Genomic DNA, 26482 nt, shown 5'->3' with positions numbered 1-26482 from the left:
AAAAATTTACTTTTATTGCATGGATCACGGTATCGCTCGGGCTGCTCGCATTTTTCGTGCTGAGCCCGGCAACCATGTCTCCCCCTGACAAGGGACTGCGTCTGGGCAAGGACCTGCCGATGCAGGTGCTTGCCGATGCGGGCCGCAGCATGACCATTGAACAGGTCGCGGCCCTGCCCGATGATGCCTTCGAAACCCGGCGCACGCCTCTGAACGAGGGCTATACCCGCCAGGCTTACTGGGTGAGGGTTGCCATGCCGGCCAGCGCACCCGCCAGTGCGCTGGCCGGCAATGATCCGCTGTGGCTGGAGATCACGCCCACCTATCTGGACAGGGTCACGCTCTACCAGCAGGCGAATGGCCTGTGGCAGGCACGCGAAAGCGGCGACACGGTGCCCATGGCCCAGCGCATCCATGTGCGCCAGCTGGTGTTTCCACTGCGCGCCGGCCAGCCCTTTGTGCTGCGCATCGAGACCAGCAGCGCCATGCAGCTGTACGCCACGGTCTGGCGCAGCACGGGGCTGATGGCCTGGCTGTCCAGCGTGGAGTGGGCCTCGGGGGTGCACCAGGGCGTGAACCTGGTGCTGACCTTGCTGATCGCCGGCGCAGCCCTGGCCCTTCGCATGCGCAGCCTGATGGCCATGACGCTGCTGGCGTTCGTGGTTCTGACCCACAACGCCAATGTGCGCGGCTATGCCCAGCTGTGGCTGCCCGAGCCCTGGGCGCCGCATGCGGATATCTGGGTGAGCGTGGGCGTCTTCCTGCTGCCTGCCGCCTTTGCCTGGCAGGCACGCGAGACCTTGACGCGCGGAACGATCTGGCGCCGCATCGACCGCATGCTGGTGCTGCTGACCTTGGCGCCGCTGCTGGCCTTGCTCAGCATTCCCATGGGGCATTACACGCAATGGGCCTGGCTCGGAGTCAGCGTCCCCTGGATGGCCAGCATGCTGAGCGCTCTGGTGGCCTGGAAGAACCTGCTCCGCCAGGGCCCCAGCATCGTCAACCTGCTGGTGCTGATTCCCTACACGCTGCATGCGGTCATGGGCATCCACGTGGCTGCAGCGTTCACGGGGCTGGTGTCCTCCGACATCGAAGCCGGCATGTACTGGCAACTGGAATCGCTGCTGCTGTACATCCTCATCATCATTGCCGTGGGCGCCAGCCTGGTCGAGAAATTCCAGAACTCCATGGACAGGCAGGCGCAACTGGTGGAGTCATTGGCCCGCTCCGAGCACGCGCTCGAAGGCCGGGTACGCACACGCACGGCCGAGCTGCTGCATGCACAGAACGCGCTGCAGGCCGCGCTGCACGGCGAACGCACCCTGCGGCTGGAGCAGCGCCAGTTCTTCAACATGGTCAACCATGAATTCCGCACGCCGCTGGCCGTGGTGGACAGCGCGGCCACGGAGCAGTTGACCTTTCCGTCCACCGACATCGACTCCCAACTGGAGCGGGCCGCCCAGATCCGGCGTGCCTGCAGGCGCCTCACGGCCCTGGTGGACAACTGCCTGGTCAGCGACCGCCTGGACGCGCCTGCGTTCCGGCTGCAGCTCGACCGGGTTCCGGTGACGGACCTGATCGACGATGCCGTACAGCTCGTGCACTGGTCGCGCCGCCATCATCTGAGGCTGGAGACTGCCGGCATCCCCGCCTCCTGGCAGTGCGATCCCACGCTGGTGCGCATCGCCCTGTCCAACCTCGTGGACAACGCCGTGAAATACGCCCAGGCCGGCGAAATCGCCGTGTGTGCCCGCCTGGACGGGCAGGGCCGGCTGGAGCTCACCGTCAGCGACGAGGGCCCTGGCCTGGCGCCCGAGCTGGCGCAGCGCATCTTCGAGCTGCACGAGCGCGGAGAGCGCTCGGACCAGACCCGAGGCTTCGGCCTGGGCCTGTGGGTGGCCCGGCGCGTGGCCCAGATGCACGGCGGCGATGTGCAGGTCACGCCAGCTGCGGGCGGCGGCACCTGCTTCACGCTGACGCTGCCCTGCAGCATTCCCGAAGACAGCGGCCTTGCCACAGCTGCAACACAGCCCGCCTCGCCATGCGCATCCTGAACCTGCTGCGTGTCCTGAACCGTCTGGCGCTGCCGGGCTGGCTGGTGTTTTCGCTGGTGCTGGTGGTCTGCTTCATCCTCAGTCCGGCCTGGCAGTCCCTTCCAGCCAAGCGCCTGCAGCTGGGCACGGACCTGCCCATGCTGGCGCTTGTCGATGCGCAGGGCAGCCTCACCATCGACCAGGTGGCAGCCCTGCCCGATACGGACTTCACCGCGCTCGACACACCGCTGAACAAGGGCTACACGCGCGATGTGTATTGGCTCAAGGTGCAGGCTCCCTATATCGCGGCCGGGAAGATCGACCCCGAGCAGGACCCTCTGTGGCTGGAGATCCTGCCCAGCTACCTGGACCAGGTCGCGCTGTACCAGTACATGGACGGCGCCTGGCGCATGCGCAGCAGCGGCGATACGGCAACCGGCGAACCACGGGTCCATGTGCGCCAGCTCGTGTTTCCGCTGTACACGGACCAGCCCTTCATCCTGCGCGTGCAGACCTCAAGCCCCATGCAGCTGGACGCCACGATCTGGCGCAGCAGCGGTCTGATGACGCAGTTCTCGGCCGTGGAATGGGCATCGGGCATCCACCAGGGCATCAACCTCATGCTGGCCCTGCTGATCATCGGGGCAGCCCTGGCCTTGCGGTTGCGCAAACTGGCCGCCATGGCCGTGGCAGCCATCGCCGTACTGATCCATGGCGCCAGCGACCGGGGCTACCTGCAGATCTGGCTGCCCGACCATCTGGCGCACTGGGGTCATCTGTGCGTCAGCCTTGGCACCCTGATGCTTCCCGCCGCCCTGGCCTGGCAGATGCGCGAGCTGCTGACCCGCGACACACGCTGGCGGCGCATGGACCGGGCCCTGCTCGCCCTGGGAATCATCCCGTTGCTGTGCCTGCCAAGCATCCCGCTCGGCCGCTACCAGGACTGGGCCTGGATAGGGGTCGGCGCGCCCTGGGCCATCAGCGCGCTGTTTGCGGTGGTCGCATGGAGCAATCTGCTGCGCGATCGTGCCAGCCTGGTCCATGTGCTGATGGTCGTTCCCAGCACCATGTACGGGCTCATGGGGCTGTATGTGACGGCAGCCTATGTGGGCCTTGCCAGCCTGCCCACCATAGAGACCAGCGTTTTCTGGCAGCTCAACACCTTGCTGGTCAACATCGTGATCACCGTGGCCGTCGGCGCCAGCCTGATCCAGAAATTTCGGGACTCCATGGCACGCCAGGCACAACTGCTCGAATCCCTGGCCAAATCCGAGCATGCGCTGGAAGAGCGCGTGCGGCTGCGCACGGCCGAGCTGCTGCGGGCGCAGAACGCGCTGCAGGCGGCGTTGCACAGCGAACGCACGCTGCGACTGGAGCAGCGGCAGTTCTTCAACATGGTCAACCATGAGTTCCGCACGCCGCTGGCCGTGGTGGACAGTGCCGCCACCGAGCAACTTTCCTTTCCCTCCCCCGACATCGACTCCCAGCTCGAACGCGCCGCCCAGATCCGGCGCGCCTGCAGACGCCTCACGGCCCTGGTGGACAACTGCCTGATCAGCGACCGCCTGGACGCTCCCGCCTTCAGGCTGCAGTTGCACCGCGCTCCCGTCATGGAGCTGGTCGATGATGCCGCGCAGCTCGTGCACTGGTCTCGCCGCCACCGTCTGCGCCTGGACAGCGCGCAGGCGCCCGCCATCTGGGAGTGCGACTCCACGCTCATCCGCATCGCACTGTCCAACCTCGTGGACAACGCCGTGAAGTACGCCAAGGCCGGAGAAATCACCGTGCGCGCGCGCACCGACGACCGTGGTCAGCTGGAACTCACCGTCAGCGACCAGGGCCCAGGCCTGGCGCCCGAGCTGGCGCTGCGCATCTTCGATCGCTTCGAGCGCGGCCACCGCTCCGACCAGGCCCGCGGCTTCGGCCTGGGCCTGTGGGTCGCCCGACGCATTGCACGACTGCATGGCGGCGACATACAGGCGGCACCTTCACCGGAGGGCGGCACGAGCTTCACGCTCACGCTGCCGCCGCATCCCGCTCCCGCTGCGCAGTCCAAAACCTTGCAGACAGCGACTTGAAACATGATGCGTCGAAGAATCCACGATAATGAAAAGTTCGCCACTGGCGTGGCCTGCATGGCACATGTCGCCGTCAACGCCCGCCTCTCCTTGGCCATAAACACACACCTGTCCATGAGCGCTACTTCCATCCCCGCCGACATCAACCGCAAGCACCTGGAAATGGCTCGCCAGCAGATCGCGAAAGGCGACCTGCAAAAAGCCGCCCAGACTCTGAACAAGGCTCATCGCCAAGTGCCCAACGATGCACGGGTATTCATGTTGGCAGGGATTATGGCGGATCGAGCCGGCAACCATGCGAAGGCCGAGGAAGCATTTGAGCGCTGCATTGAACTTGCTCCGATGTGGCCCCCCGGCCTTCTGGAGTACGCACTCTACCGCGCACGGATAGACCAATTTACCCCTGCTATCGAAATAGCCGAAAAGGTTGCGCGTCTGGAGCCCAAGAACCCGCAGGTATTGGCAAATGTGATCGATATCGCCCATCGAGCTGGCAACCTGACGATGGCAATCAAGCACCTGCGCCGCGGCCTTGAACTTTATCCAGGCGATGCCATGCTGCGCCAGCACTTGGCTACTGACCTAATAGACATAGGCGACTATGCAGAAGCATCTGATATCTGGAAATCTCTGATAAACGAAAACCCAGAAAATCCGGCCTACGTATTTGGTTTGGTCAAATTGAACTTGGCACGTGGTGAGATTTCCGCTGCTTTACCAGACATACTTGCTTTGCAAGAGAAATTTCCACAAGACGCGTTGCTGACACACTACGCAACCTTGGCCCGTGGGGAGACACCCCAGCATCAGCCGGTGGAAGTACATCGCGGCATTTTTGACGCAATGTCCGAGAAATTTGACCTGCATCTGGTTGGAAAACTAGGGTATCAAGTGCCCAAGCTCGTCGCCAGCCAACTGATATCTCGTCACCCAGATAAGGACTTCAACCTACTTGATCTGGGCTGTGGCACCGGACTGCTAGGCTTATATCTAGGCCCGATGGAGGGCTACTTGATTGGTGTGGACAGTTCTCTCAAGATGATCGAGCAGGCCGCCAAGCATGGTATCTATGACCGTTTTCACAACGTCAACCTAATGGATGCGCTACAGAACACTCCAGATGGAGAGTACGACGTCATCACCTGTCTGGATGTATTGATCTACATCGGCGATCTACAGTCAATCATGCCAAATGCCGCTCGCATTCTGAAGGCCGGCGGTGAGTTTATATTTAGCTGCGAGACAGCCTCCGAAGACGGCCCAGACTTGGCCCTACCAGTTAAGACCCAGCGGTACACCCACAAGCGCAGCCACGTCGAAGCACTGTGCAAGCAAGCCGGTTTCAGTGTGTCGACGGAAGAACTGGTGCTGCGGCAGGAAAGCGGCCAGCCAGTTCAGGGCTTCGTCGTGACCGCAACCAAGACCGCAGCCTGACAGTTCTCATCAAGCCCACGCCACCTCGTGCGTGGGCGCACCACCGTCCCCGACGAGGCTATCGCGCGCCCAGCGCGAGCTTCTGGGCACGTGCAGCAGCAGAAACTCCATCTGGTCCGCCAGAATCCGCCGGTTGCGCAGGATGAAGTCTTCCCAGAGGCTGGGTACATAGGGCGTGTAGAGCAGGGGCATGCGCGCCTGTTCAGGCGTGCGGGCGCCCTTGCGGTGGTTGCAGGAACGGCAGGCAGTCACCAGATTCATCCAGTGATGGCCGCCGCCTGCGGAGATGGGCACGATGTGTTCGCGCGTGAGGTCGTTTTCGTGGAAGACCCGGCCGCAGTAGGCACAGATGCAGCGGTCGCGTGCGAACAGCTTGCCGTTGGTCAGGCCCGGCTGCAGGCTGTGCGGATTGATGGAGGGCGCACCGCGCGTGCCGATGATGCTGTTGATGTGGATGACCGACTGGCAGCCCGTGACGGCATTGTGGCCACCGCGGAAACAGGCGACTTCCCCGCCGGACTCCCAGCGCACATCGTCCGCCGCGTAATGCAGCGCCGCCTGCTCCAGCGTAATCCAGGATTGGGGCAGCCCTTGGGCCGACAGCTTCAAGACCTTCACGACACGCCTCCTCTGACACCAAGGTGAACGGGAATGCAGCCAGTGCACAGGGCCTGCAAGGCAGGCCTTATCGAGGCAATATACTCTGTTTCCGTGTCGGATTGACAGCCTGCGCTGGCTGCGCGCGTGCCAGCCGCTATTGAAAACAAAGCGTCCCATGAAGATTTTTCGAGGCTTCAACCATCCAGGGCGAGAACCGGCCTGCGCCGTCACCATCGGCAATTTCGATGGTGTTCACCGGGGTCACCAGGCCATGCTGGCCCTGCTGTCGGCTGAAGCTGCCCAGCGTGGCGTGCCCACCTGCGTGCTGACCTTCGAGCCCCATCCGCGCGACTACTTCGCCCAGGCCCTGGGCCGGCCCGAGATCGCGCCGGCGCGCATAGGCACGCTGCGCGACAAGCTGTCGGAGCTGCAGCGCTGCGGCGTGGACCAGACCGTGGTGCTGCCCTTCAACCGGGCGCTGGCCAGCCAGGCGCCCCAGGCCTTCATCGATGAGGTGCTGGTGGCCGGCCTGGGCGCGAAATACGTGCTGGTCGGCGACGATTTCCGCTTCGGCGCCCAGCGCGCGGGCGACTACGCCATGCTGGACGCGGCAGGCCAGCGCCAGGGCTTTGACGTGGCCCGCATGAACAGCTACGAAGTGCATGGCCTGCGCGTGTCCAGCACCCATGTGCGCTGCGCCCTGGCCGAGGGGCGCATGCAGGATGCGGCGCGGCTGCTGGGTCATCCCTACACCATCTCCGGCCATGTGGTCCACGGGCGCAAGCTGGGCCGCAGCCTGGCTGAAAGCCGCCAGGGCGCGGGCGACGGCTTTCGAACGCTGAACCTGCGCTTCAACCATTGGAAGCCCGCGGCCAGCGGCATCTTCGCGGTGCTGGTCCACGGACTGCATGAGCGTCCTCTGCGCGGCGTGGCCAACCTCGGTGTGCGCCCTTCCCTGGACCCGAAGGATGTCAACGGCGGGCGCGTCCTGCTGGAAACCCACTGCCTCGATTGGCCCGGCGCGCCGGGAGGCGAAGAGGCCTACGGTAAAATCATCCGCGTGGAACTTCTGCACAAACTGCACGACGAGCTGAAGTACGACAGTCTCGACGCCCTCACCGCCGGCATCGCCAAGGACTGCGATGACGCGCGCGCGTTCTTCGCCACCATCCACACACCCATCTACACCGAGACCCGTCGCCAGACCACGCGCGACCGAATTTGACGATCTCCGTCACCTGCCCGGGCGCGGGTGCGCACCAGGCTTCCTCCCCTTTTTCCCGTGCCTGGACCAGACGGTCCGGGCTCTGGCCTGCTTTCAAGGTTCTCCATGTCTGATTCGAAAGTCTCTCCCAACGCCAATGCGGGCTATCGCGCCACGCTGAACATGCCCGACACGCCCTTCCCCATGCGCGGCGATCTGCCCAAGCGCGAGCCGGGCTGGGTCCAGGAATGGGAGGACAAGGGCATCTACAAGAAGCTGCGCGATGCGCGCCACGGTGCGCCCAAGTTCATCCTGCACGACGGCCCGCCCTACGCCAACGGCAAGATCCACATCGGCCATGCGGTGAACAAGGCGCTCAAGGACATGATCGTCAAGAGCCGCCAGCTCGAGGGCTTCGACGCCATGTACGTGCCGGGCTGGGACTGCCACGGCCTGCCCATCGAGAACGCCATCGAGAAGCTGCATGGCCGCAATCTGCCGCGCGACGAGATGCAGGCCAAGAGCCGTGCATTCGCCACCGAGCAGATCGCCCAGCAGATGGTGGACTTCAAGCGCCTGGGCGTGCTCGGCGACTGGGACCATCCCTACAAGACCATGAACTACGCCAACGAGGCCGCCGAGCTGCGCGCCTTGAAGCGTGTCATGGAGCGCGGCTTCGTCTACCGCGGCCTCAAGCCGGTGTACTGGTGCTTTGACTGCGGCTCCTCGCTGGCCGAGTTCGAGATCGAGTACGCCGACAAGCAAAGCCAGACGCTGGACGTGATGTTCCCCACGGCCGAGCCCGACAGGCTGGCGGCCGCCTTCGGGCTGACCTCGCTGGCCAAGCCCGCCTTCATCGTCATCTGGACGACGACGGCCTGGACCATCCCCGCCAACCAGGCGCTCAACGTCAACCCCGAGCTGGAATACAGCCTGGTGGATACCGAGCGCGGCCTGCTGATCGTGGCCTCCGCCCTGGTCGACAAATGCCTGGCACGCTGGAAGCTCGAAGGCCAGGTCCTTGCCACCGCCGTGGGCAGGAAGCTGGACCACCTGCAGTTCAAGCACCCGCTGGCCCACGTGGACAAGGGCTTTGACCGCGTCTCGCCCGTGTTCCTGGCCGACTACGCCACGGCCGATGACGGCACCGGCATCGTGCACTCGGCCCCCGCCTACGGCGTGGACGACTTCAACAGCTGCATGAACAACGGCATGACGCGCGATGACATCCTGAGCCCCGTGCAGGGCAACGGCGTCTACGCACCCGAGCTGCCGCTGTTCGGCGGCCAGCACATCTGGAAGGCCGTCCCCGTCATCATCGATGCGCTCAAGCTGGGCGACCGCCTGCTGGATACCACGACCATCACCCACAGCTACCCGCACTGCTGGCGCCACAAGACGCCGGTGATCTACCGCGCCGCCGCCCAGTGGTTCATCCGCATGGATGAGGGCGAGGGCGTGTTCACCAAGCCCGGTGACAAGCCCGCGCAGACGCTGCGCCAGATCGCGCTGGAAGCCATCGAGCACACCCAGTTCTACCCGGAGAACGGCAAGACCCGCCTGCGCGACATGATCGCCGGCCGGCCCGACTGGTGCATCTCGCGCCAGCGCAGCTGGGGCGTGCCCCTGCCCTTCTTCCTGCACAAGGACAGCGGCGAACTGCATCCGCGTACCATGGAGATCATCGACCAGGCCGCCGCCATGGTCGAGCAAGGCGGCATCGAGGCCTGGAGCCGCGTGACGGCCGAGGACATCCTGGGCGCCGAGGAAGCCGTGCACTACACCAAGAGCACCGACATCCTCGAAGTCTGGTTCGACTCCGGCTCCACCTTCTGGCATGTGATGCGCGGCACGCACGCCGACATGCACCACGACCAGGGCCCCGAGGCCGACCTTTACCTGGAAGGCCATGACCAGCACCGCGGCTGGTTCCATTCGTCGCTGCTGCTGGCCTCGGCCATCTTCGGGCGCGCGCCCTACCGCGGCCTGCTGACCCACGGCTTCACCGTGGACGGCCAGGGCAAGAAGATGTCCAAGTCGCTGGGCAACACCGTCGCCCCGCAGGACGTGAGCAACAAGATGGGCGCCGAGATCATCCGCCTGTGGGTGGCCTCGACCGACTACTCGGGCGACCTGGGCATCGACGACAAGATCCTGGCCCGCGTGGTGGACGCCTACCGCCGCATCCGCAACACGCTGCGCTTCCTGCTGGCCAACGTCAGCGACTTCGACGCGGCGAAAGACTCGGTTGCCACCGAAGAACTGCTGGAGATCGACCGCTGGGCCCTGGCCCGCGCGGCCCAGTTCCAGGCCGAGCTGCTGGCCCACTACAAGGTCTACGAATTCCACCCCGTGGTGGCCAAGCTGCAGCTGTTCTGCTCGGAAGACCTGGGCGGCTTCTACCTGGACGTGCTCAAGGACCGCCTGTACACCAGCGCGCCCAAGAGCCTGGCCCGCCGCAGCGCCCAGACCGCCCTGCACCAGATCACGCACGCCATGCTGCGCTGGATGGCGCCCTTCCTGTCCTTCACGGCCGAAGAGGCCTGGAAGGTCTTCGGCGACAGCGAGTCCATCTTCCTGGAGACCTACACCGACCTGCCGGCCGGCGACGAGGCCCTGCTGGCCAAGTGGGCCCGCCTGCGCGAGATCCGCGACGTGGTGAACAAGGACATCGAGGCCGTGCGCACCGAAGGCCGGGTCGGCTCCTCGCTGCAGGCCGAAGTCCGTGTCTCGGCCCAGCCCGAAGACCTGGCCCTGCTGCAAAGCCTGGGCGACGACCTGAAGTTCGTCTTCATCACCTCGGCCGCCGAGGCCCTGGCGGGCGAGACGCTGCAGGCCGCCGTCGCACCCAGCAGCCATGCCAAGTGCGACCGCTGCTGGCACTACCGTGCCGACGTGGGCATCAACCCCGAGCACCCCAGCCTGTGCGGCCGTTGCGACAGCAACCTGCACGGTGCCGGCGAAGAGCGCCGCAAGGCGTAATCCCACCGAGGCGCTGCCATGACCCCTAGCTTTGCCGCAGTCCCCGAATCCCGCAGCCGCCGCATCTGGCCCTGGCTGGCCTGGTCGCTGGCGATCATCGCCATCGACCAGCTCACCAAGCAGTGGATCCTTGATGCCTACCAGCTGGGCGACTGGACGCCGATCACGGGCTTTTTCAACATCGTGCGGGCCCACAACACGGGGGCGGCCTTCTCGTTCCTGGCTGGAGCCGGTGGCTGGCAGCGCTGGCTGTTCGTGGGCATCGGCGCGGCGGCCACGCTGCTCATCGTCTGGCAGTTGCGCAAGCATCCGGGGCAGAAGCTGTTTTGCTTCTCGCTGGCCAGCATCCTGGGCGGTGCCATCGGCAACGTGGTGGACCGCCTGCAGCACGGCTACGTGGTGGACTTCCTGGACTTCTACTGGGGCCGTTCGCACTTTCCGGCCTTCAATGCGGCTGACATCGCCATCAGCGTAGGCGCGGCCCTGCTGATCCTGGACGAGGTGCTGCGCGCACGGCGGGCCAAGGGCGCCTGATCCCTGCCGCAACCGGAGCCGCCGCCGCCAGCCCCTCTTGCGAGGGGCTTTTTCATTGAGGGGGCCACCGGCTGCATGCCGGCGGGTTTTCCTCGGGTTTTCCTGAGTGCGTTTTGGGTCAACCGAAATTCTTTTCGATTCGTTTTATTTCTACAATTTTCCTTATTTCGCACCAAACTGTGCGCTCATGCGGCCGACTCTCCTGCGCGCAAGCCGGGACCGGGGTTATATTGGTCCGCTTCTCCGCTCACAGCACATGAAGCACTTACTCAATCTACTGGCCGCCATCGCCCTGCTGGTCTGGGGCACGCACATGGTCCGCACCGGCGTGCTGCGGGTGTTCGGCGCCAACCTGCGCAACCTGCTCGCCCACAGCATGAGCAACCGCTTCTCGGCCGCGCTGTCCGGTCTGGGCGTGACTGCGCTGGTGCAGTCGAGCACGGCGACCTCGCTGATGACCTCGGCCTTCGTGGGCCAGGGCCTGATCTCGCTGCCGGCCGCGCTGGCCGTGATGCGCGGCGCCGACGTGGGCACGGCGCTGATGGCCGTGCTGTTCTCCACCGACCTGTCCTGGCTGTCGCCGCTGTTCATCTTTGTCGGCGTGGTGCTGTTCATCACGCGCCAGGACACCACGGCCGGGCGCATAGGCCGCGTGCTCATCGGGCTGGGCGTGATGCTGCTGGCCCTGCGCCTGGTGGTCGATGCCACCGAGCCGCTGCTGGAAGCCCCCGCCGTGCGCACCCTGCTGGCCTCTGTCACCAGCGACATCTTCATGGAGCTGCTGCTGGGTGCGCTGCTGGCCGTGATGGCCTATTCCAGCCTGGCCATCGTGCTGCTGATCGCGGCCATGGCCAGCTCGGGCGCGATTCCCATGGAAGTGGCGCTGGGCCTGACGCTGGGCGCCAACATCGGCAGCGGCCTGGTGGCCGTGCTGACCACGGCCAAGTCCAGCGTGGAAGTGCGCCAGGTCACCATCGGCAACATGCTGTTCAAGATCATGGGCGTGGCCATCGTGGCGCCCTTCCTGGGGCTGTGGGCCACCTATGTGATGCCGCTGATCGACGGCAAGGGCCAGAACATCGTGCTGTTCCACCTGGCCTTCAACATCTTCAACAGCCTGTGCTTCATCGGCCTGACGCAGACCGTGGCGCGCTGGGTGACGGCCCTGCTGCCCAAGCCCGAGGCCAGTTCCACCAGCCTGCTGCGGCCCCGCCACCTGGACCCCTCGGCGCTGAGCACGCCGTCGCTGGCCATTTCCTGCGCCGCGCGCGAGGCCCTGCACCAGGCCGACATGGTCGAGTCCATGCTGATCGGCATGCAGCGCGTGCTGGAGACAGACGACCTCAAGCTGTCCCAGGAGCTGCGCGAGCTTGAAGGCACGGTGGACGACCTGTACTCGGCCATCAAGTACTACATGACCAAGATCTCGCGCGCCGAACTGGATGAGCGCGAGGGCCAGCGCTGGACGGAAATCATCAGCTTCACCATCAACATGGAGCAGATCGGGGACATCATCGAGCGCGTGCTGCTGGACATCGAGGACAAGAAGATCAAGAAGGGCCGCCAGTTCTCCGAGGCCGGCACGCAGGAGATCCGCGAGCTGCTGCACCACCTGCTGGACAATCTGCGCCTGGCCATGAGCGTCTTTCTCAACGGCAATGTGCGCGAGGCCCAGAAGCTGCTGGAGGAAAAGGCGCGCTTTCGCGATCTGGAACTGGCCTACTCGGCCACCCACCTGGCCCGCCTGTCCGACAACACCGTCTCCAGCATAGAGACCAGCTCGCTGCACATCGACCTCATCAGCGACCTCAAGCGCATCAACTCGCTGCTGTGCTCTGTGGCCTATCCCATCCTGGAATCGGCCGGCGCCCTGGCGCCCAGCCGGCTCAAGGAATCGGCGCTGGACAAGGCGGCGCGCTGAGGCGCCGCAAGCCTTGCCCGGTCACCAGCCCAGCCAGGCCGCCAGCACCTGGGCGGCCTCGGGCGTGAAGCGGTCCTGCAGCAGCCATTGCACGAGCTGGTCGCGCTCTATCAGTGCAAAGGCCTGCACCTCGCCATCCTGGTTGCTGGGCTCCAGCGCAGCCGGCACGGTGGCGCTGAACCAGTCGATGCGTTCGCGCATTAAGCCACGGCCCTCGGCCTCGTCGCTGGGGCGCTCGAACAGTACGTGGCCGCCATGGCACAGGCCCTGCAGCTCGCCCACGCGCAGGCCGGCCTCTTCCCAGGTTTCACGCTGCACGGCTTGTTCCAGGGTATCGTGCGCGGCCACCATGCCGCCCATCAGCGTGTCCCACATGCCGGGGTTGGTGGGCTTGCTGTCGGCGCGCTGCTGCACCCAGATGCGGCCGTCGGCCGTCTCGCCCACCAGGTGCACGGCCAGGGTGGCAATGCCCAGCGGACGCACGGCGCCACGCTCCACGGTGCCAATGCGCTGGCCCTGGCCGTTGCACACGGCCAGTTGCTCATTGCGCCAGGGGCCGCTGTGGCCGCAGGCTCGCAGCACGCGTGCCAGGGCGTTGAGCAGGGCCGTGGCATCACCTTCGCCCTGCAGGTGCCAGTGGCCGGCCTGCTGCCGCAGCGCCACGCCATGGGCCTGCATCACCCCGTCCGGCAACTGCGCAGCCAGCCCATCTTCCAGCGAACCGATTTCCTCTGCCGCCACCTGAAGCGGCCGGCGCGGCTGCAGCGCAGGCTGGCGGGTTGCGGCGCGCACCCGGTTCAGCCATGCCTGCACGCCTGGGTCGGCTGGGCTCTTTTCCCCGTTCATGGCAGCAAGATGGTGGAGCCCGTGGTCCTGCGTGCCTCCAGGTCCAGATGGGCCTGGCGCACCTCGGCCAGCGGATAGCGCTGGTCGATGTGGATCTTCACGGCACCGCTTTCCACCACGGCGAACAAATCGTCGGCCATGGCCTGGGTGGCCTCGCGGCTGGTGATGTGGGAGAACAGGGTCTGGCGCGTCACATACAGCGACTTGGCGGCCAGCACGGCGGGTGCGAAAGGCGCCACGGGACCGGATGCGTTGCCGAAGCTGACCATCAGCCCAAAGCGCCGCAGGCAGGCCAGCGAGCCTTCCCAGGTGTCCTTGCCCACGCTGTCGTAGACCACCTTCACGCCCTGGCCGCCCGTGATTTCCTGCACGCGTTCGGCGAAGTTCTCGCTGCGGTAGTTGATGGCATGGGCCGCGCCGTTGGCCAGGGCCAGCGCGCACTTCTCGTCCGAGCCTGCCGTGGCGATGAGCTGCAGGCCCATGGCCCTGGCCCATTGGCAGGCAATCAGGCCCACGCCACCGGCCGCCGCATGGAACAGCACGGCATCACCCGGTGCCAGGCCCTCCACCGGAATGCATTTCTTGAGCAGGTACTGGGCCGTCAGGCCCTTGAGCATCATGGCGGCAGCCGTCTCGAACGCGATGGCGTCGGGCAGGCGGCACACGCACATGGCGGGCATGACACGCACTTCGGTGTAGCTGCCCGGCGGATTGCTGGCATAGGCCACGCGGTCGCCCACGCCCAGGTGCTGCACGCCCTCTCCCACGGCCTCGACCACGCCTGCGCCCTCCATGCCCAGGCTCAAGGGCATGGGCAGCGAGTACAGGCCCGAACGCTGGTAGACATCGATGAAGTTCAGGCCCACCGCATGGTGGCGTATGCGCACCTGGCCCGGCCCGGGCTCGCCCACGGCGACCTGCACCAGCTCCAGGACTTCGGGGCCGCCGTTGTGGCGGATCTGCACTGCAATACCCATGGGATGCACTCCTGCAAAAAACCAACAAGAGCGGCATCGTGCCATGTTTCGGGAGGCCACGCGCAAGACGCTGCACCGGGCCCGCACAGGACTGGCGCAAGGCCGGCAAAGAGCGTTCGCAGCACCTATAGTGGCGGGCCTATGAGCCACACGAGCCCGCCGCTGAAGCTGTCCACCGCCGCCATCCTGACGCTGCCGCCCCTGCTGTGGGCCGGCAACGCCATCGTGGGTCGCCTGGTCCATGACCTGATCTCGCCGTTTGCGCTGAACTTCCTGCGCTGGGCCATTGCCTTTGTCCTGCTTGTGCCGCTGGCAGGATGGGCACTGGGCCGCAGCAGCGGCACCTGGAGCCACTGGCGGCAGTTCGCCGTGCTGGGCCTGCTTGGCATCGGCTGCTACAACGCGCTGCTGTATCTGGCGCTCAAGACCTCGACGCCGCTGAACGTCACCCTGGTCAGCTCCAGCATGCCGGTGTGGATGCTGGCCCTGGGCCGCATCGTCTGGGGCATTCCCGTCAGCCGGCGCCAACTGCTGGGCGCACTGCTGTCGATGCTGGGCGTGGCCGTGGTGTTGTCGCGCGGAGATCCCGAGCTGCTGCTGCATCTGCAGCTCGTGCCCGGCGATCTGTTCATGGTGCTGGCCACCATGGTCTGGGCCCTCTACACCTGGCTGCTGTCCAAGGCGCAGGTCCCGCAGCGGCTGCGCTCGGACTGGGCAGGCTTTTTGCTGGCCCAGATGGTCTTCGGCCTGGTCTGGTCCGGCCTGTTCACGGGCGGCGAGATGGCCATGGGCCAGTTCCACATTCAGTGGGGCTGGCCTCTGGGCGGGGCACTGCTGTTCATCGCCCTGGGCCCGGCCATCCTGGCCTACCGTTTCTGGGGGCTGGGCGTGCAGCGCAGCAGCCCGGCCGTGGCGGGCTTTTTCGGCAATCTGATCCCGCTGTTCACCGCCCTGCTGTCGATCGCGCTGCTGGGCGAAGCGCCGCGCCTGTACCACGGCCTGGCGTTCGTACTCATCGTGGGCGGCATCATGGTGTCTTCGCGCCGGGGATAGCCTTGGGCAGGCCGTGTGCCGCGGTGCGCACGGGCACCTTGGCCAGCAGCTGTTCGAACGCGCGGATGGGAACGGGCGGGCTGAACAGATAGCCCTGGAAGTACTCGCAGCCGTAGTGCGCCAGCAGGGCGCGCTGCTCCAGCGTTTCCACGCCTTCGGCGATCACATCCAGGTTGAGGTTGCGAGCCATGCCGATGATGGTCTGCACGATCACATCGTCGGTATGGCGCATGCCCAGGTGGCGCACGAAGGACTGGTCGATCTTGAGCTGGTTCAGCGGCAGCTGGGTGAGGTAGGTCAGCGAGGAATGGCCGGTGCCGAAGTCGTCCATGGAAAAGCACACGCCATGGCTGCGCAGCTGCTTCATCTTGGCGATGGACTCCTGCACGTTCTCGATCACCAGCGACTCGGTCAGCTCCAGCTTGAGCAGATGGGGGGCGATGCCTGCGCTGCGCACCTGCTCGATGACCTGGGAGGCAAAGTCCTGGTGGCGGAACTGGCGGGCACTGACATTCACGGCCACCTGCAGATGGCGCAGCCGCGCATCCTTTTGCCAGGCAGCCAGCTGCTCGCAGGCCGTGCGCACCACCCACATGCCCAGCGGCACGATGATCTCGCTTTCCTCAGCCACGGCGATGAACATGCCGGGCGGCACCAGGCCGCGCTCGGGGTGGCGCCAGCGCAGCAGGGCTTCGGCACCGATGACCTCGCCTGCCAGCGTGAACTGGGGCTGGTAGTGCAGCTCGAACTGGGACTGCGCCAGGGCCTGGCGCAGGTCGCCCTCCATGCGCACGCGCTGGTGGATCTCCACCTGCATCTGCGGATCGAAGAAGCACAGGCCGCTGCCGTTGCGCGCCTTGATCTGGTACATGGCGATGTCCGCCTGCTTGAGCAGCTCGGCCGCCGACTGCGGCTGGCGGCCGAACAGCGTGGCGCCAATGCTGCAGGCGCTGCGGTGCAGGTGGGCACCCAGCACATAGGACTGGTTGAGCCGCGCCAGGATCTTCTCGCCAATGCGCTGGGCCAGCGTGGCCGCCTCGGCAGGCTCGTGCGACAGCTCGCAGAGCATGACCACGAATTCATCGCCCCCCAGGCGCGCCACCGTGTCCGAAGAGCGCACGGCGCTGCGCAGCCGGTGCGCCACCTGCTGCAGCAGCTGGTCGCCCACTTCATGGCCCAGCGTGTCGTTGAGCATCTTGAACTGGTCCAGGTCCAGGAACAGCAGCGCCCCGGTCCAGCCTTCGCGCGCAGCCAGCACCGTGGCCTGGGCCAGGCGGTCCAGCAGCAGGCGGCGATTGGGCAGGCTGGTCAGCGGATCGTAGAAGGCCAGGCTTTCGATCTCGGCCGTGGCCAGCCGGATATCGGTGACATCGTTGTAGGTGATGACCACGCCGCCCTCGGCAGCCGGGCGCGCCGTCATCTGCACGAAACGGCCGCTGGCCAGTTGCTGCTCCATGGGGACGCCAGGACGCAGCACCAGTTGCCGGTGCAGGTCCTTCGCCTCATCGATCTGCTCCGGCGCCGCCACCAGACCCACGGCGCTGGGGCTGGCATCCAGCAGGGATTGCAGGGGCCGGCCGGGCTCCAGCTGATCCGCATGCCATGGAAACATCTCCTCGTAGCAGCGATTCCAGCGCAGCACGCGCTGCTGTGAATCCAGCAGCAAAAAGCCGCTGACCATGCTGTCCAGCGCCTGGTCCAGCCATTGCTCGGAGCGCTGTGCCTGACGGCGCGCGGCATGCAGGCGATCCATGTAGCGGTGGACCGTCCAGCCCAGTATGGCCAGCAGCACGCCGAAGATCATCACGGCCAGCACCATCAGCCAAGCCGCCACACGCCAGCCCGCCAGCACGGAGGACATGGGCAGGCTGGCCGTGACCCACAGATTGCCCTTGGGCAGCGGATGCGCGGCCACCAGGGCGGGCACGCGGCTCAGGCGTGCGGCCATGGGCATGACGCCGCTGGACGCCAACTGCGATGTCGCCGGCAGCAACCGCGCAGCCGAGGCCTCGCCGTAGGGGGGCATGGACAGCAGCAGCTCGCCGCTGCCCTGCTCCAGCGTGACTTCCAGTCCGTCCAGCACGCCGCCCTGGGCCAGCACCGCGCCCAGCGCCGCCACCGGCACCTGCATCAGCACATAGCCACCCTGCTGCGCACGGCTCAGCGGGCGCACCAGATAGAGCATGCGCTCGCCGCCCGGCGGCTGCGGCGCCACGGAGGGCGGGCTGGCCAGCAATTCTGAGCGGCTTTGGGCCGCAAGGCGCTCCCAGGCCTGGGCCGGCAGATCAATGGCCGGGCCATCGCCCGAAGCCGCCAGCTCGCGGCCCTTGGAGTCGTGCACGGAGGCGCGGCGCGCCAGCGTGTTCTGCCGCTCCATGGCGTGCAGCATTTCCTGCAGTTGCGGCTGCGAGGCCGATGCGGGATCGCGCGGACCCAGCCATTCATCCACCCCCATGGCCAGTGCGTCCAGGGATTCAAGGCTGCGGCTGATGGCCGCCTCGGTACCGAGCACAAAGCGCACCAGGCGCAGCGATGCCTCTTCCTGCGCGGTGGTGCGCATGCCGCTGAGCAGCCAGACGACGGCGGCCGCCAGGGCCACCGTCAGCAGCACGAGCATCAGGCCCAGGGTATGGCGCACGCCTGGGGGACTGAGCGCAGCCGCCGGGCGCGCGGAGGGGCCTGCAATCGCCTGCGACCAGTCCGTCTGGTGGGACAGTTCGCTCATCTCCCGGCTCCCTGCATGGCATGCGACATGGGCAGGCTGCGGCGAGGCCGCTGGCCGCGATGCAGGGCCGGGGTTTTCAAGACCGCCCCTGTCCGCCGCCCGTTTGCAACTGCGCGGCCATGCCTGGCACTGCCCGGGGCTTGCGGGCTCCGGAGGCGGTCATGGTCGCAGTGCCCTGGCGCATCAGAAGGTTCCTGCGTACAGGCCGCCGTCGGGCAGGATGTTCTGGCCCGTCATGTAGCCTGCGTGGGCGCTGCACAGGAAGGCGCAGATGGCGCCGAATTCATCGGGCGTGCCGAAGCGGCGCGCCGGCACCTGGGATTGCTGCACCAGGCGCACATCGTCCAGGCTCTTGCCGCTCTTGTTGGCGGCGGCCGTGAAGGTGGTGCGCAGGCGGTCGGTGTCGAACTTGCCGGGCAGCAGGTTGTTGATGGTCACGCCCTTGGCCGCGATGCCGCTGCGCGCCAGGCCCGCCACAAAGCCCGTGAGGCCGCTGCGCGCGCCGTTGGACAGGCCCAGGATGTCGATGGGCGCCTTCACGGCGCTGGACGTGATGTTGACGATGCGGCCGAAGCCGCGTGCCGCCATGCCGTCCACCGTGGCCTTGATCAGCTCGATGGGCGTGAGCATGTTGGCGTCCACGGCCTTGAGCCAGGCCGCGCGGTCCCAGTCACGGAAATCGCCGGGAGGCGGGCCGCCCGCATTGGTGATGACGATATCGAAATCCACGCCCGGGCCGCCGGCGGCCGACAGCACGGCGGCACGGCCTTCCTCGGTGGTGATGTCGGCGGCAACGGCCAGCACCTTCACCTGCGGCGCGAGGGCCGCAAGGCTGGCCGCGGCCTCCTGCAGGGCCTCGGGATTGCGCGCATTGATCACCAGGTTCACACCCTCTTGCGCCAGCGCCTTGGCACAGCCAAAGCCCAGGCCCTTGCTGGCGCCACATACCAGGGCCCACTTGCCCGCGATTCCCAGATCCATGTCTCACTCCTGAACAAACACAACCTTGCTCGATCCTTGCAGAACGGCAGCGCACATTGTGCGCGAGGCTTCGACGCTTTCACGCCAAACGTGAGAAAACGTGAACTCGCCGGCGCACCGGCGAGCCCCTGGCGCTGCCTTCAATGCGCGCCGCCGCCGTGCTGGCCACGGAACAGCCTGTGGTGCAGCCTGCGCAAGGACCACCACACACCCAGCGCCACCACGGGAATGGCGACGGCGGCCGTGCTCTCCGGCGACCAGGGCCAGCCCAGGGCCTTGGCGCCCTTGGCCAGATAGCTGATCAGGCCCGTGAAGTAGTAGGTGATGGCGGCCACGGACAGGCCTTCCACCGTGGACTGCAGCTTGAGCTGCATGTCCTGGCGCTGGTTCATGGCGCCCAGCAGTTGCTGGCTGCTTTGCTGCTGCTCGATCTCCACGCGCGTGCGCAGCAGGCTGCTGACGCGCGAGACGCGCTCGGACAGCGCGTTCTGCCGCCGCGCCGCCCATTCGCAGGTGCTGCGCGCCGGCGTCAGGCGCCGGTCCATGAACTCGCGGATGGTCTGTATGCCGTCGATGCGTGATTCCTGGATGTCCTGAATGCGCTTGTCCACCAGCTCGAAATAGGCCGCACTGGCGGAAAAGCGCGAGTGCGTGGTGGCGTACTCGCTCTCCACCTGCCCGGCCAGGCGCGTGAGCCGGTCCAGCAGCGCCGGCTCGGCATCGCGGTCCGCCAGGCGGATGGAATGGGCCAGGGCCGCCAGGTCCCGCTCGGCCGTGGCCAGAACGGCAGCGGCCTGGCGGGCGGCAGGCAGGCCCAGCAAGGCCGCCATGCGGTAGGTCTCGATCTCCAGCAGGCGCTGCACCAGCCGCCCCAGGCGGCGCGGCGACAGCGATTCGCCGGCCAGCAGCAGCATGCGCGAGAAGCCATCGGCATGGATGGCGAAGTCCGTGTAGACCTTGCCCGCATCGCCGGCCACGCGTGCGCCCACCAGCGTGTCTTCCTGCAGCAGGTGGCGCACCAGGTGCGGCTCGTTGATCGCCTGTTCCTGCAAGGCCCACAGGTGCAGGCCGCTCAGGCACTGGCCAGGCAATGCAGCCAGCCAGTCGCGCGGCACGTAGTCGATGGCGGCCTCGGGCTCGCGCACATCGTCCATGCCGGCCTGCGACATGGGCTTGCTGAAGGTCCAGCAGACGAATTCCGTGTGCAGCTCCCAGCGCAGGTGAAAGGCGCCCAGATCGATGAGCACATGCGTGGTCGCCGCATCGGGCGGGGGCAGGTGGTGGTTGCGCAGCAGGGTGGCCACATGGGCGCGGCTGGCCTCGCGCTGGGCCGCATCGGTGAGCATCACCACATGGGTGATGGCCAGCGGCGCCTGCATTTCCTCGGCGGGACGCGCATGGATCTCGTTGTGCAGCAGCACGCGCAGCGGGTGCTGGGATGACAGAAGTGGGGACATCGTGACCTCGAAAGACTGCGCGCTATTGTGCAGGCACGGGCGCTGCGTCCTCCCGCCATCCGGGATCAACAGCTTTCACGTGCATTTCTCGTCGACGCAAAAAAAAACGGCCCCGAAGGGCCGTCAAGCAACATGGTTGCAGCGCTGAGGCGATCAATCCTCGACGAATGCTTCTTCGCGCTTGTTCTTCACTGCGGGCATCAGCACCACCACCAGCAGCACCACGGCGGCGAGCAGCAGGCCGGCCGAGATCGGACGGGTCACGAACACGCTCCAGTCGCCACGCGACAGCAGCAGCGCACGGCGCAGGTTTTCTTCCATCATCGGGCCCAGGATGAAGCCCAGCAGCAAGGGAGCCGGTTCGGTGCCCAGCTTGTGGAACACATAGCCCACGAAGCCGAAGATACCCACCATCCACACGTCCCAGGTGTTGTTGTTGGTACCGTACACGCCGATCGCGCAGAACAGCACGATGGACGGGAACAGCCAGCGGTAGGGCACGGTCAGCAGCTTGATCCAGACGCCGATCAGCGGCAGGTTCAGGACGATCAGCATCAGGTTGCCGATCCACATCGAGGCGATCAGGCCCCAGAACAGCTCGGGGTTGCTGGTCATCACCTGCGGGCCCGGCTGGATGTTGTGGATGGTCATCGCGCCCACCATCAGCGCCATCACGGCGTTGGGCGGAATGCCCAGCGTCAGCAGCGGGATGAAGGAGGTCTGCGAACCTGCGTTGTTGGCCGACTCGGGCGCGCACACGCCACGGATGTTGCCTTGGCCGAAGGGGACTTCGCCCGGCTTGAGCTTGGTCTTCTTCTCGATGGTGTAGGCAGCAAAGGCCGACAGCATGGCACCGCCACCGGGCAGGATACCCAGGGCAGAACCCAGGGCCGTGCCGCGCAGCATGGCAGGCAGCATGCGCTTGAAGTCCTCGGCGGTGGGCATCAGGCCCGTCACCTTGGCTGCGAACACTTCGCGCTCGTCCTCGGGCTTGGACAGGTTGGCAATGATTTCGCCGTAGCCGAACACGCCCATGGCGATCACGACGAAGTCGATACCGTCGGTCAGTTCGGGAATGTCGAAGCTGTAGCGGGCCACACCGGAGTTCACGTCGGTACCGACCATGCCCAGCAGCAGGCCCAGCACGATCATCGCAATGGCCTTGAGCAGCGAGCCCGAAGCCAGCACCACGGCGCCGATCAGGCCCAGGGTCATCAGCGAGAAGTACTCGGCAGGGCCGAACTTGAAGGCCACTTCCGTCAGCGGAGGCGCGAAGGCGGCCAGGATCACGGTGCCCACGCAGCCTGCGAAGAACGAGCCGAGTCCTGCGGCAGCGAGAGCGGGTCCCGCTCGCCCCTTTCTGGCCATCTGGTAGCCGTCGATCACGGTCACCACGGACGAGGATTCACCCGGCAGGTTCACCAAAATGGCGGTGGTCGAGCCACCGTACTGCGCACCGTAGTAGATACCGGCCAGCATGATCAGCGCCGCCACCGGAGGCAGGGCGTAGGTCGCTGGCAGCAGCATGGCGATCGTTGCCACGGGGCCGATGCCTGGAAGCACGCCGATGAGCGTACCGAGCAGACAGCCGACGAAGCAGTAGATCAGGTTCTGGAAAGTGAAGGCGACGCCGAAGCCGGTCGCCAGGTTCTGAAAAAGTTCCACGGACGATGCTCCTGCTTAGCCGGTGATGAAGCTGGGCCAGACGGGGAACTGCAGATTCAGTGCCCACACGAAGGCCACATAGCTGCCTACGGCAAGAACGGTGGCCAGAATTGCCACTTCCTTGAAGTTGAAGCTATGGCCGCCCAGGCTGGCGATGAACACCAGCGCGTAGATGGCGACGATCAGACCGAACTGGGGAATGCCCAGATTGGGAACGCCGACCAACAGGATGCCGAAGGCAAAGTTCGCGGCCAGGATGAAGAACACCTGCTTCCACGCCCACTTGCCGATCTTGTCACCGCCGGAGGGTCCCTTGGTCAGGCCGGAGAAGCAGATGGCCGTGCCCAGAATGGACATCAGCACACCCAGGATCAGCGGGAAGTAGCCCGGGCCCATGCGGGCACCGGTGCCGACGGTGTAGTTGGTTGCGCCGATCGCAAAAGCGAGGCCGACAACCAAAAACATCACGCCGGAAAAAAAGTCTTTCTGACTCTTGATTTTCACGAGAATGTCTCCTTACGGAATCACGACCCGGCGATTTTGCGTTCAGAAAAACTGTGTCCGAATGTGGATTCCACCTACAAAGGGCATACCCTCATGTCCTACCCGCATGAGGAAAAAAGGGTGCCCATGCCAGGCACCCCATCCATCATTGGCAACGGCCTGCGCAAGAGCAGGCACTTACGTTTTTATCCGCCAGTCAGCCCAGCAGGGGCGTGCTGGCCATGACCTCTTGCAGCGTGGTCACGCCTTCGGCCACGCGCAGGGCTCCGGCCAGGCGCAGCGGACGCATGCCGTCCTGCACGGCCTGGCGGCGCAGCGCATCCATGGACGGCGAGGTGTGGATCTGCTGCTTGAGCGCCTCGCTCACGGTCAGCAGCTCGTACAGGCCCATGCGCCCGCGAAAGCCCGTCATGCGGCAATCCACGCAGCCCACGGGCTTGTAGGGCTGGTAGCTGCCTGACAGTTTCCAGGGCCGCACGGCCTCGGCCAGCGTGGCGGCCGAAGTCTCCTCGTCGCGCTGCTTGCATTGCGGGCACAGCGTGCGCACCAGGCGCTGGGCCAGCACGCCCAGCAGCGTGGCGTTGATCAGGTAGGGCGGCACGCCCAGCTCCATCAGCCGGCTCACGGCGCTGGGCGCATCGTTGGTGTGCAGCGTGGAGAACACCAGGTGGCCGGTCAGCGCGGCCTGCACGGCCATCTCGGCCGTGGCCAGGTCACGGATTTCGCCCACCATGATGATGTCCGGGTCCTGGCGCATCAGCGAACGCAGTCCCTCGGTGAAGCCGAAGTCCAGCTGCGTCTGCACCTGGGTCTGGTTGAAGCTGGGCTCGATCATTTCGATCGGGTCCTCCACGGTGCTGACGTTGACCTCCTCCGTGGCCACGCGCTTGAGCGTGGAGTACAGCGTGGTGGTCTTGCCCGAGCCCGTGGGACCGGTCACGAGGATGATGCCGTGCGGGCGGCGCACCAGCTCGTTCCAGCGCTGGGCGTCATGGCTGGTGAAGCCCAGGGCGTCCAGGTCCTTGACCGTGTTGTCGGGGTCGAAGATCCGCATCACCAGCTTTTCGCCAAAGGCCGTGGGCAGCGTGGACAGGCGCATTTCCACCTCGTCGCCGCGCGGGTTGCGGGTCTTGATGCGCCCATCCTGGGGACGGCGCTTTTCCACCACGTCCATGCGCCCGAGCAGCTTCACGCGCGAGACCATGGCATTGAGAACGCCCATGGGCACCTGGTAGACCGGATGCAGCACGCCGTCGATGCGAAAGCGGATCACGCCCTGGTCGCGTCGGGGCTCCATGTGGATGTCGCTGGCGCGCTGGTCGAAGGCGTATTGCCACAGCCAGTCCACCACGCGCACCACGCCCTGGTCGTTGGCATCGAGCTGCTTGCTGCTGTTGCCCAGCTCCACCAGCTGCTCGAAGCTGGCCGCGCTGGCCGCACCGCCGGCCTTCTCGGCAGCGCGCACCGACTTGGCCAAGGCGAAGAACTCGCCCGTGTAGCGCTTGAGGTCCACCGGACTGGCCAGCACGCGGCGCACCTTGCGGCGCGCCTGGCGCTCGACCTCGGCCACCCAGTCGTCGATGAACGGCTCGGCCGTGGCCACCACCACTTCCTGCGGCGACACCTGCACGGGCAGCACCTTGTGGCGCTCGGCATAGCTGGCGCTCATGATTTCGCCCACGCGGCCCGCATCCACGCGCAGCGGGTCGATGCGCAGGTAGGCCAGGCCGCTGCGGCTCGCCAGGTACTGGGTCAGCTCCTCGATGTCCAGCGCGCGCCCGTCACCGGCCCGGGCCACGCCCACGTTGGCCAGCCGGACCAGCGGGTGCTGGGTGCTCTCGGCCTGCGAGCAGCGCGCCACGGTGCGCTGGGCCTCTTCGGCCGTGATCACGCCGTCGGCCTGCAGCCACTGCACCAGCCTGCGCCAGTCCAGGGGCCCCGAAGGATTGCGCGGAGCGACGGCGGTTGTGGGCTGTGCGGTGGAGGTCGGGTCGGACATGGCGTTGGGCCGGAAGCTGAACTGCGCCCTATGGTAAGCCTGCCGGCCTCCCTGCCCGGCCAGCCCGCTCTACCAGGGCCGCACGAAGATCTTGGGCCAGCGCGTGGTGGGCAGGTCCCAGCGGGCCTGCACCTGGGCGCTGGCGGCCTGCAGCGCTGCGGGGTCGAGCGCGCGCGGCGTGCGCTGGGCCAGTACCACGGTGTTGCCTTCGCGCGTGGGGCGGAAGGCCCACATGGCCTCTTCGCCAAAGGCTTCGGCCATGCGTGCCAGGCTGCGCTCGTAGCTGGAGGTGCGGCCGAACAGGTTGACGGTCATGATGCCGTCCTCGGTCAGCAGATTGCGGCAATCGGCATAGAACTCGGCGCTGTCCAGCACGGGTGCGGCCGCATCGTGGTCATAGAGATCAACGGCCAGCGCATCGACCGTGCCCAGCCACTGGCTCTTGCGGATTTCCTGGGCCGCATCGGCCAGCACCACGCGCAGCGTGTCGCTGTCGGGCGGCAGCTTGAACCAGCTGCGGCACACGGCCAGCACCTGCGGGTTCAGCTCGATGGCCGTGGTGCGCATGCGCAGCTTCTTGTGGCAGAACTTGGTGATGGCCGCGGCGCCCAAGCCCAGCTGCATGGCATGGCGCCCGGCCACGCTGGCGGGTTCCATGAACAGCAGCCAGCCCATCATGCGCTGCACGTACTCCAGCTCGATCTCGAAGGGCTCGCGTATGCGCATGGAGCCCTGGATCCAGGGCGTGCCCAGATGCAGGTGGCGCACATCGCCATCGTCGGAGACGCTGACTTCGGGCAGCTCGGCATCTGCGGCGTTGGCGGGAGAGGAAGGGGCGGCCTTGGCGGCGCCACGGGTCTTGCGTATCACGTCGGGAAAAATGGAAAGATTCAGAGCAGTTGATGGAGAGCCAGCGCCTCGCGCCAGGCCTGGACCTTGCGTTCGAAACGCCAGCTCGCGTTGGCCGGGCTGGTCGATGGCAGCTTCACGGCAGCCAGGCCCAGGGCCTGCGTCCGGCCGGCGTGCTTGTAGCTCTCGCCACCGTTGTGCAAGGCCAGCGTCAACTGCGGGCAGTGCGTGCGCAGCCCAGCGAAGTCGTTCACCTGGGCAGCGCGGATGGCGCTGTCCAGGCTGCCTTCGCGCTCGCAGCTGGCGTACACATCCCACAGCCCCAGGCCCCGGGCCAGCAGCCATTCGCAGCGGCCCGCATAGTCATCTCGGCCGGGCTGCGGATACTCGGGCCACAAGGCCTGGAGCAGGGGCCAGAACTGGTTTTGCGGATGGGCGTAGTACTGCTGCTGCTGCAGCGAGCGCAGGCCGGGAAAGCTGCCCAGCACCAAGGCCCGGGTCCGCGCATCGGCCACCGGCGCCAGGCCCTGCCAGCGCGGGGCATCCGCGGGCGGCAGATCGGAAACGGTCAAGGACATGGCCGGCATTGTCGCCCAGCACTCGCCGGGCTGCTTGCTGCGGGCGGCAAGACCGCTCATGG

General features: G+C 66.4%; 19 protein-coding genes. 8 read left to right on the top strand and 11 right to left on the bottom strand.

The window, feature by feature from the left end; translation table 11 throughout:
- Window positions 1-74: 74 nt before the first annotated feature.
- From U6958_RS08430 to U6958_RS08420, 3 genes are all read left to right on the top strand, one after another.
- Window positions 75-2054, top strand: coding sequence for an ATP-binding protein (locus U6958_RS08430; protein ID WP_074921084.1), 1980 nt, complete (start codon window positions 75-77; stop codon window positions 2052-2054).
- On the top strand, window positions 2042-4111 hold the full coding sequence (locus U6958_RS08425; protein WP_074921085.1) for an ATP-binding protein: 2070 nt from the start codon (window positions 2042-2044) through the stop codon (window positions 4109-4111). Before U6958_RS08430 ends, U6958_RS08425 begins: the two co-directional genes overlap by 13 nt.
- A 114-nt stretch (window positions 4112-4225) precedes the next feature.
- Window positions 4226-5545, top strand: coding sequence for a tetratricopeptide repeat protein (locus U6958_RS08420; RefSeq protein ID WP_074921131.1), 1320 nt, complete (start codon window positions 4226-4228; stop codon window positions 5543-5545).
- 9 nt (window positions 5546-5554) lie between these two features.
- On the opposite strand, the gene U6958_RS08415 is transcribed toward U6958_RS08420, so the two are convergent.
- The gene (locus U6958_RS08415; RefSeq protein WP_016445747.1) at window positions 5555-6163 is read right to left on the bottom strand and encodes an HNH endonuclease; all 609 of its coding nucleotides are present in this window, start codon (window positions 6161-6163) and stop codon (window positions 5555-5557) included.
- A 157-nt stretch (window positions 6164-6320) separates the two neighbouring features.
- Here U6958_RS08415 and U6958_RS08410 point away from each other — a divergent pair, with 157 nt between their 5' ends.
- The 4 genes from U6958_RS08410 to U6958_RS08395 all read left to right on the top strand — a co-directional run bounded on the left by U6958_RS08410 (window position 6321) and on the right by U6958_RS08395 (window position 12786).
- On the top strand, window positions 6321-7370 hold the full coding sequence (locus U6958_RS08410; RefSeq protein WP_074921086.1) for a bifunctional riboflavin kinase/FAD synthetase: 1050 nt from the start codon (window positions 6321-6323) through the stop codon (window positions 7368-7370).
- Between the two features lie 105 nt (window positions 7371-7475).
- Entirely contained in the window at window positions 7476-10331 is a 2856-nt protein-coding gene (gene ileS, locus U6958_RS08405; protein WP_074921087.1) for an isoleucine--tRNA ligase, read from the top strand.
- 18 nt (window positions 10332-10349) lie between these two features.
- Window positions 10350-10865, top strand: coding sequence for a signal peptidase II (lspA, locus tag U6958_RS08400; RefSeq protein ID WP_016445744.1), 516 nt, complete (start codon window positions 10350-10352; stop codon window positions 10863-10865).
- Window positions 10866-11121: 256 nt separating this feature from the next.
- Window positions 11122-12786 carry a Na/Pi cotransporter family protein gene (locus U6958_RS08395; RefSeq protein WP_016445743.1) on the top strand — a complete coding sequence of 555 codons (1665 nt, stop codon included), beginning with the start codon at window positions 11122-11124 and terminating at the stop codon, window positions 12784-12786.
- 21 nt (window positions 12787-12807) lie between these two features.
- Here the strand turns inward: U6958_RS08395 and U6958_RS08390 are convergent, their stop codons facing one another.
- Complete coding sequence (locus U6958_RS08390) at window positions 12808-13632, bottom strand: NUDIX domain-containing protein (protein WP_074921088.1); 825 nt, start codon at window positions 13630-13632, stop codon at window positions 12808-12810.
- Entirely contained in the window at window positions 13629-14609 is a 981-nt protein-coding gene (locus U6958_RS08385; protein WP_074921089.1) for a quinone oxidoreductase, read from the bottom strand. Before U6958_RS08385 ends, U6958_RS08390 begins: the two co-directional genes overlap by 4 nt.
- Window positions 14610-14750: 141 nt before the next feature.
- Here U6958_RS08385 and U6958_RS08380 point away from each other — a divergent pair, with 141 nt between their 5' ends.
- Window positions 14751-15662: a DMT family transporter gene (locus U6958_RS08380; RefSeq protein WP_016445740.1), complete on the top strand. Its 912-nt coding sequence runs from the start codon at window positions 14751-14753 to the stop codon at window positions 15660-15662.
- On the opposite strand, the gene U6958_RS08375 is transcribed toward U6958_RS08380, so the two are convergent.
- The 8 genes from U6958_RS08375 to U6958_RS08340 all read right to left on the bottom strand — a co-directional run bounded on the left by U6958_RS08375 (window position 15637) and on the right by U6958_RS08340 (window position 26429).
- Window positions 15637-18387, bottom strand: a complete 2751-nt coding sequence (locus tag U6958_RS08375) for an EAL domain-containing protein (RefSeq protein ID WP_074921090.1) — start codon at window positions 18385-18387, stop codon at window positions 15637-15639. The genes U6958_RS08380 and U6958_RS08375 overlap by 26 nt on opposite strands.
- 183 nt (window positions 18388-18570) lie before the next feature.
- Entirely contained in the window at window positions 18571-19368 is a 798-nt protein-coding gene (locus tag U6958_RS08370) for an SDR family oxidoreductase (protein WP_016445738.1), read from the bottom strand.
- A gap of 140 nt (window positions 19369-19508) precedes the next feature.
- The gene (locus tag U6958_RS08365) at window positions 19509-20825 is read right to left on the bottom strand and encodes a DUF3422 family protein (RefSeq protein ID WP_016445737.1); all 1317 of its coding nucleotides are present in this window, start codon (window positions 20823-20825) and stop codon (window positions 19509-19511) included.
- Between the two features lie 153 nt (window positions 20826-20978).
- Window positions 20979-22490 (bottom strand): tripartite tricarboxylate transporter permease, encoded by a 1512-nt coding sequence (locus tag U6958_RS08360; RefSeq protein ID WP_016445736.1) that lies wholly within the window; start codon window positions 22488-22490, stop codon window positions 20979-20981.
- A gap of 15 nt (window positions 22491-22505) precedes the next feature.
- Window positions 22506-22994, bottom strand: a complete 489-nt coding sequence (locus U6958_RS08355) for a tripartite tricarboxylate transporter TctB family protein (RefSeq protein ID WP_016445735.1) — start codon at window positions 22992-22994, stop codon at window positions 22506-22508.
- Between the two features lie 196 nt (window positions 22995-23190).
- The gene (locus U6958_RS08350; protein ID WP_016445734.1) at window positions 23191-24993 is read right to left on the bottom strand and encodes a GspE/PulE family protein; all 1803 of its coding nucleotides are present in this window, start codon (window positions 24991-24993) and stop codon (window positions 23191-23193) included.
- 69 nt (window positions 24994-25062) lie between these two features.
- Entirely contained in the window at window positions 25063-25863 is an 801-nt protein-coding gene (locus U6958_RS08345) for a hypothetical protein (RefSeq protein ID WP_016445733.1), read from the bottom strand.
- Between the two features lie 20 nt (window positions 25864-25883).
- Window positions 25884-26429, bottom strand: a complete 546-nt coding sequence (locus tag U6958_RS08340; protein ID WP_034364120.1) for a DNA-deoxyinosine glycosylase — start codon at window positions 26427-26429, stop codon at window positions 25884-25886.
- Window positions 26430-26482 lie beyond the last annotated feature (53 nt).

Origin of the sequence: Delftia lacustris, assembly GCF_040267515.1 — a bacterium.
Lineage (GTDB): Bacteria > Pseudomonadota > Gammaproteobacteria > Burkholderiales > Burkholderiaceae_C > Comamonas > Comamonas tsuruhatensis.
Note: the sequence above shows the minus strand (reverse complement) of the source record. Positions and strands in the feature narration are given on the sequence as shown.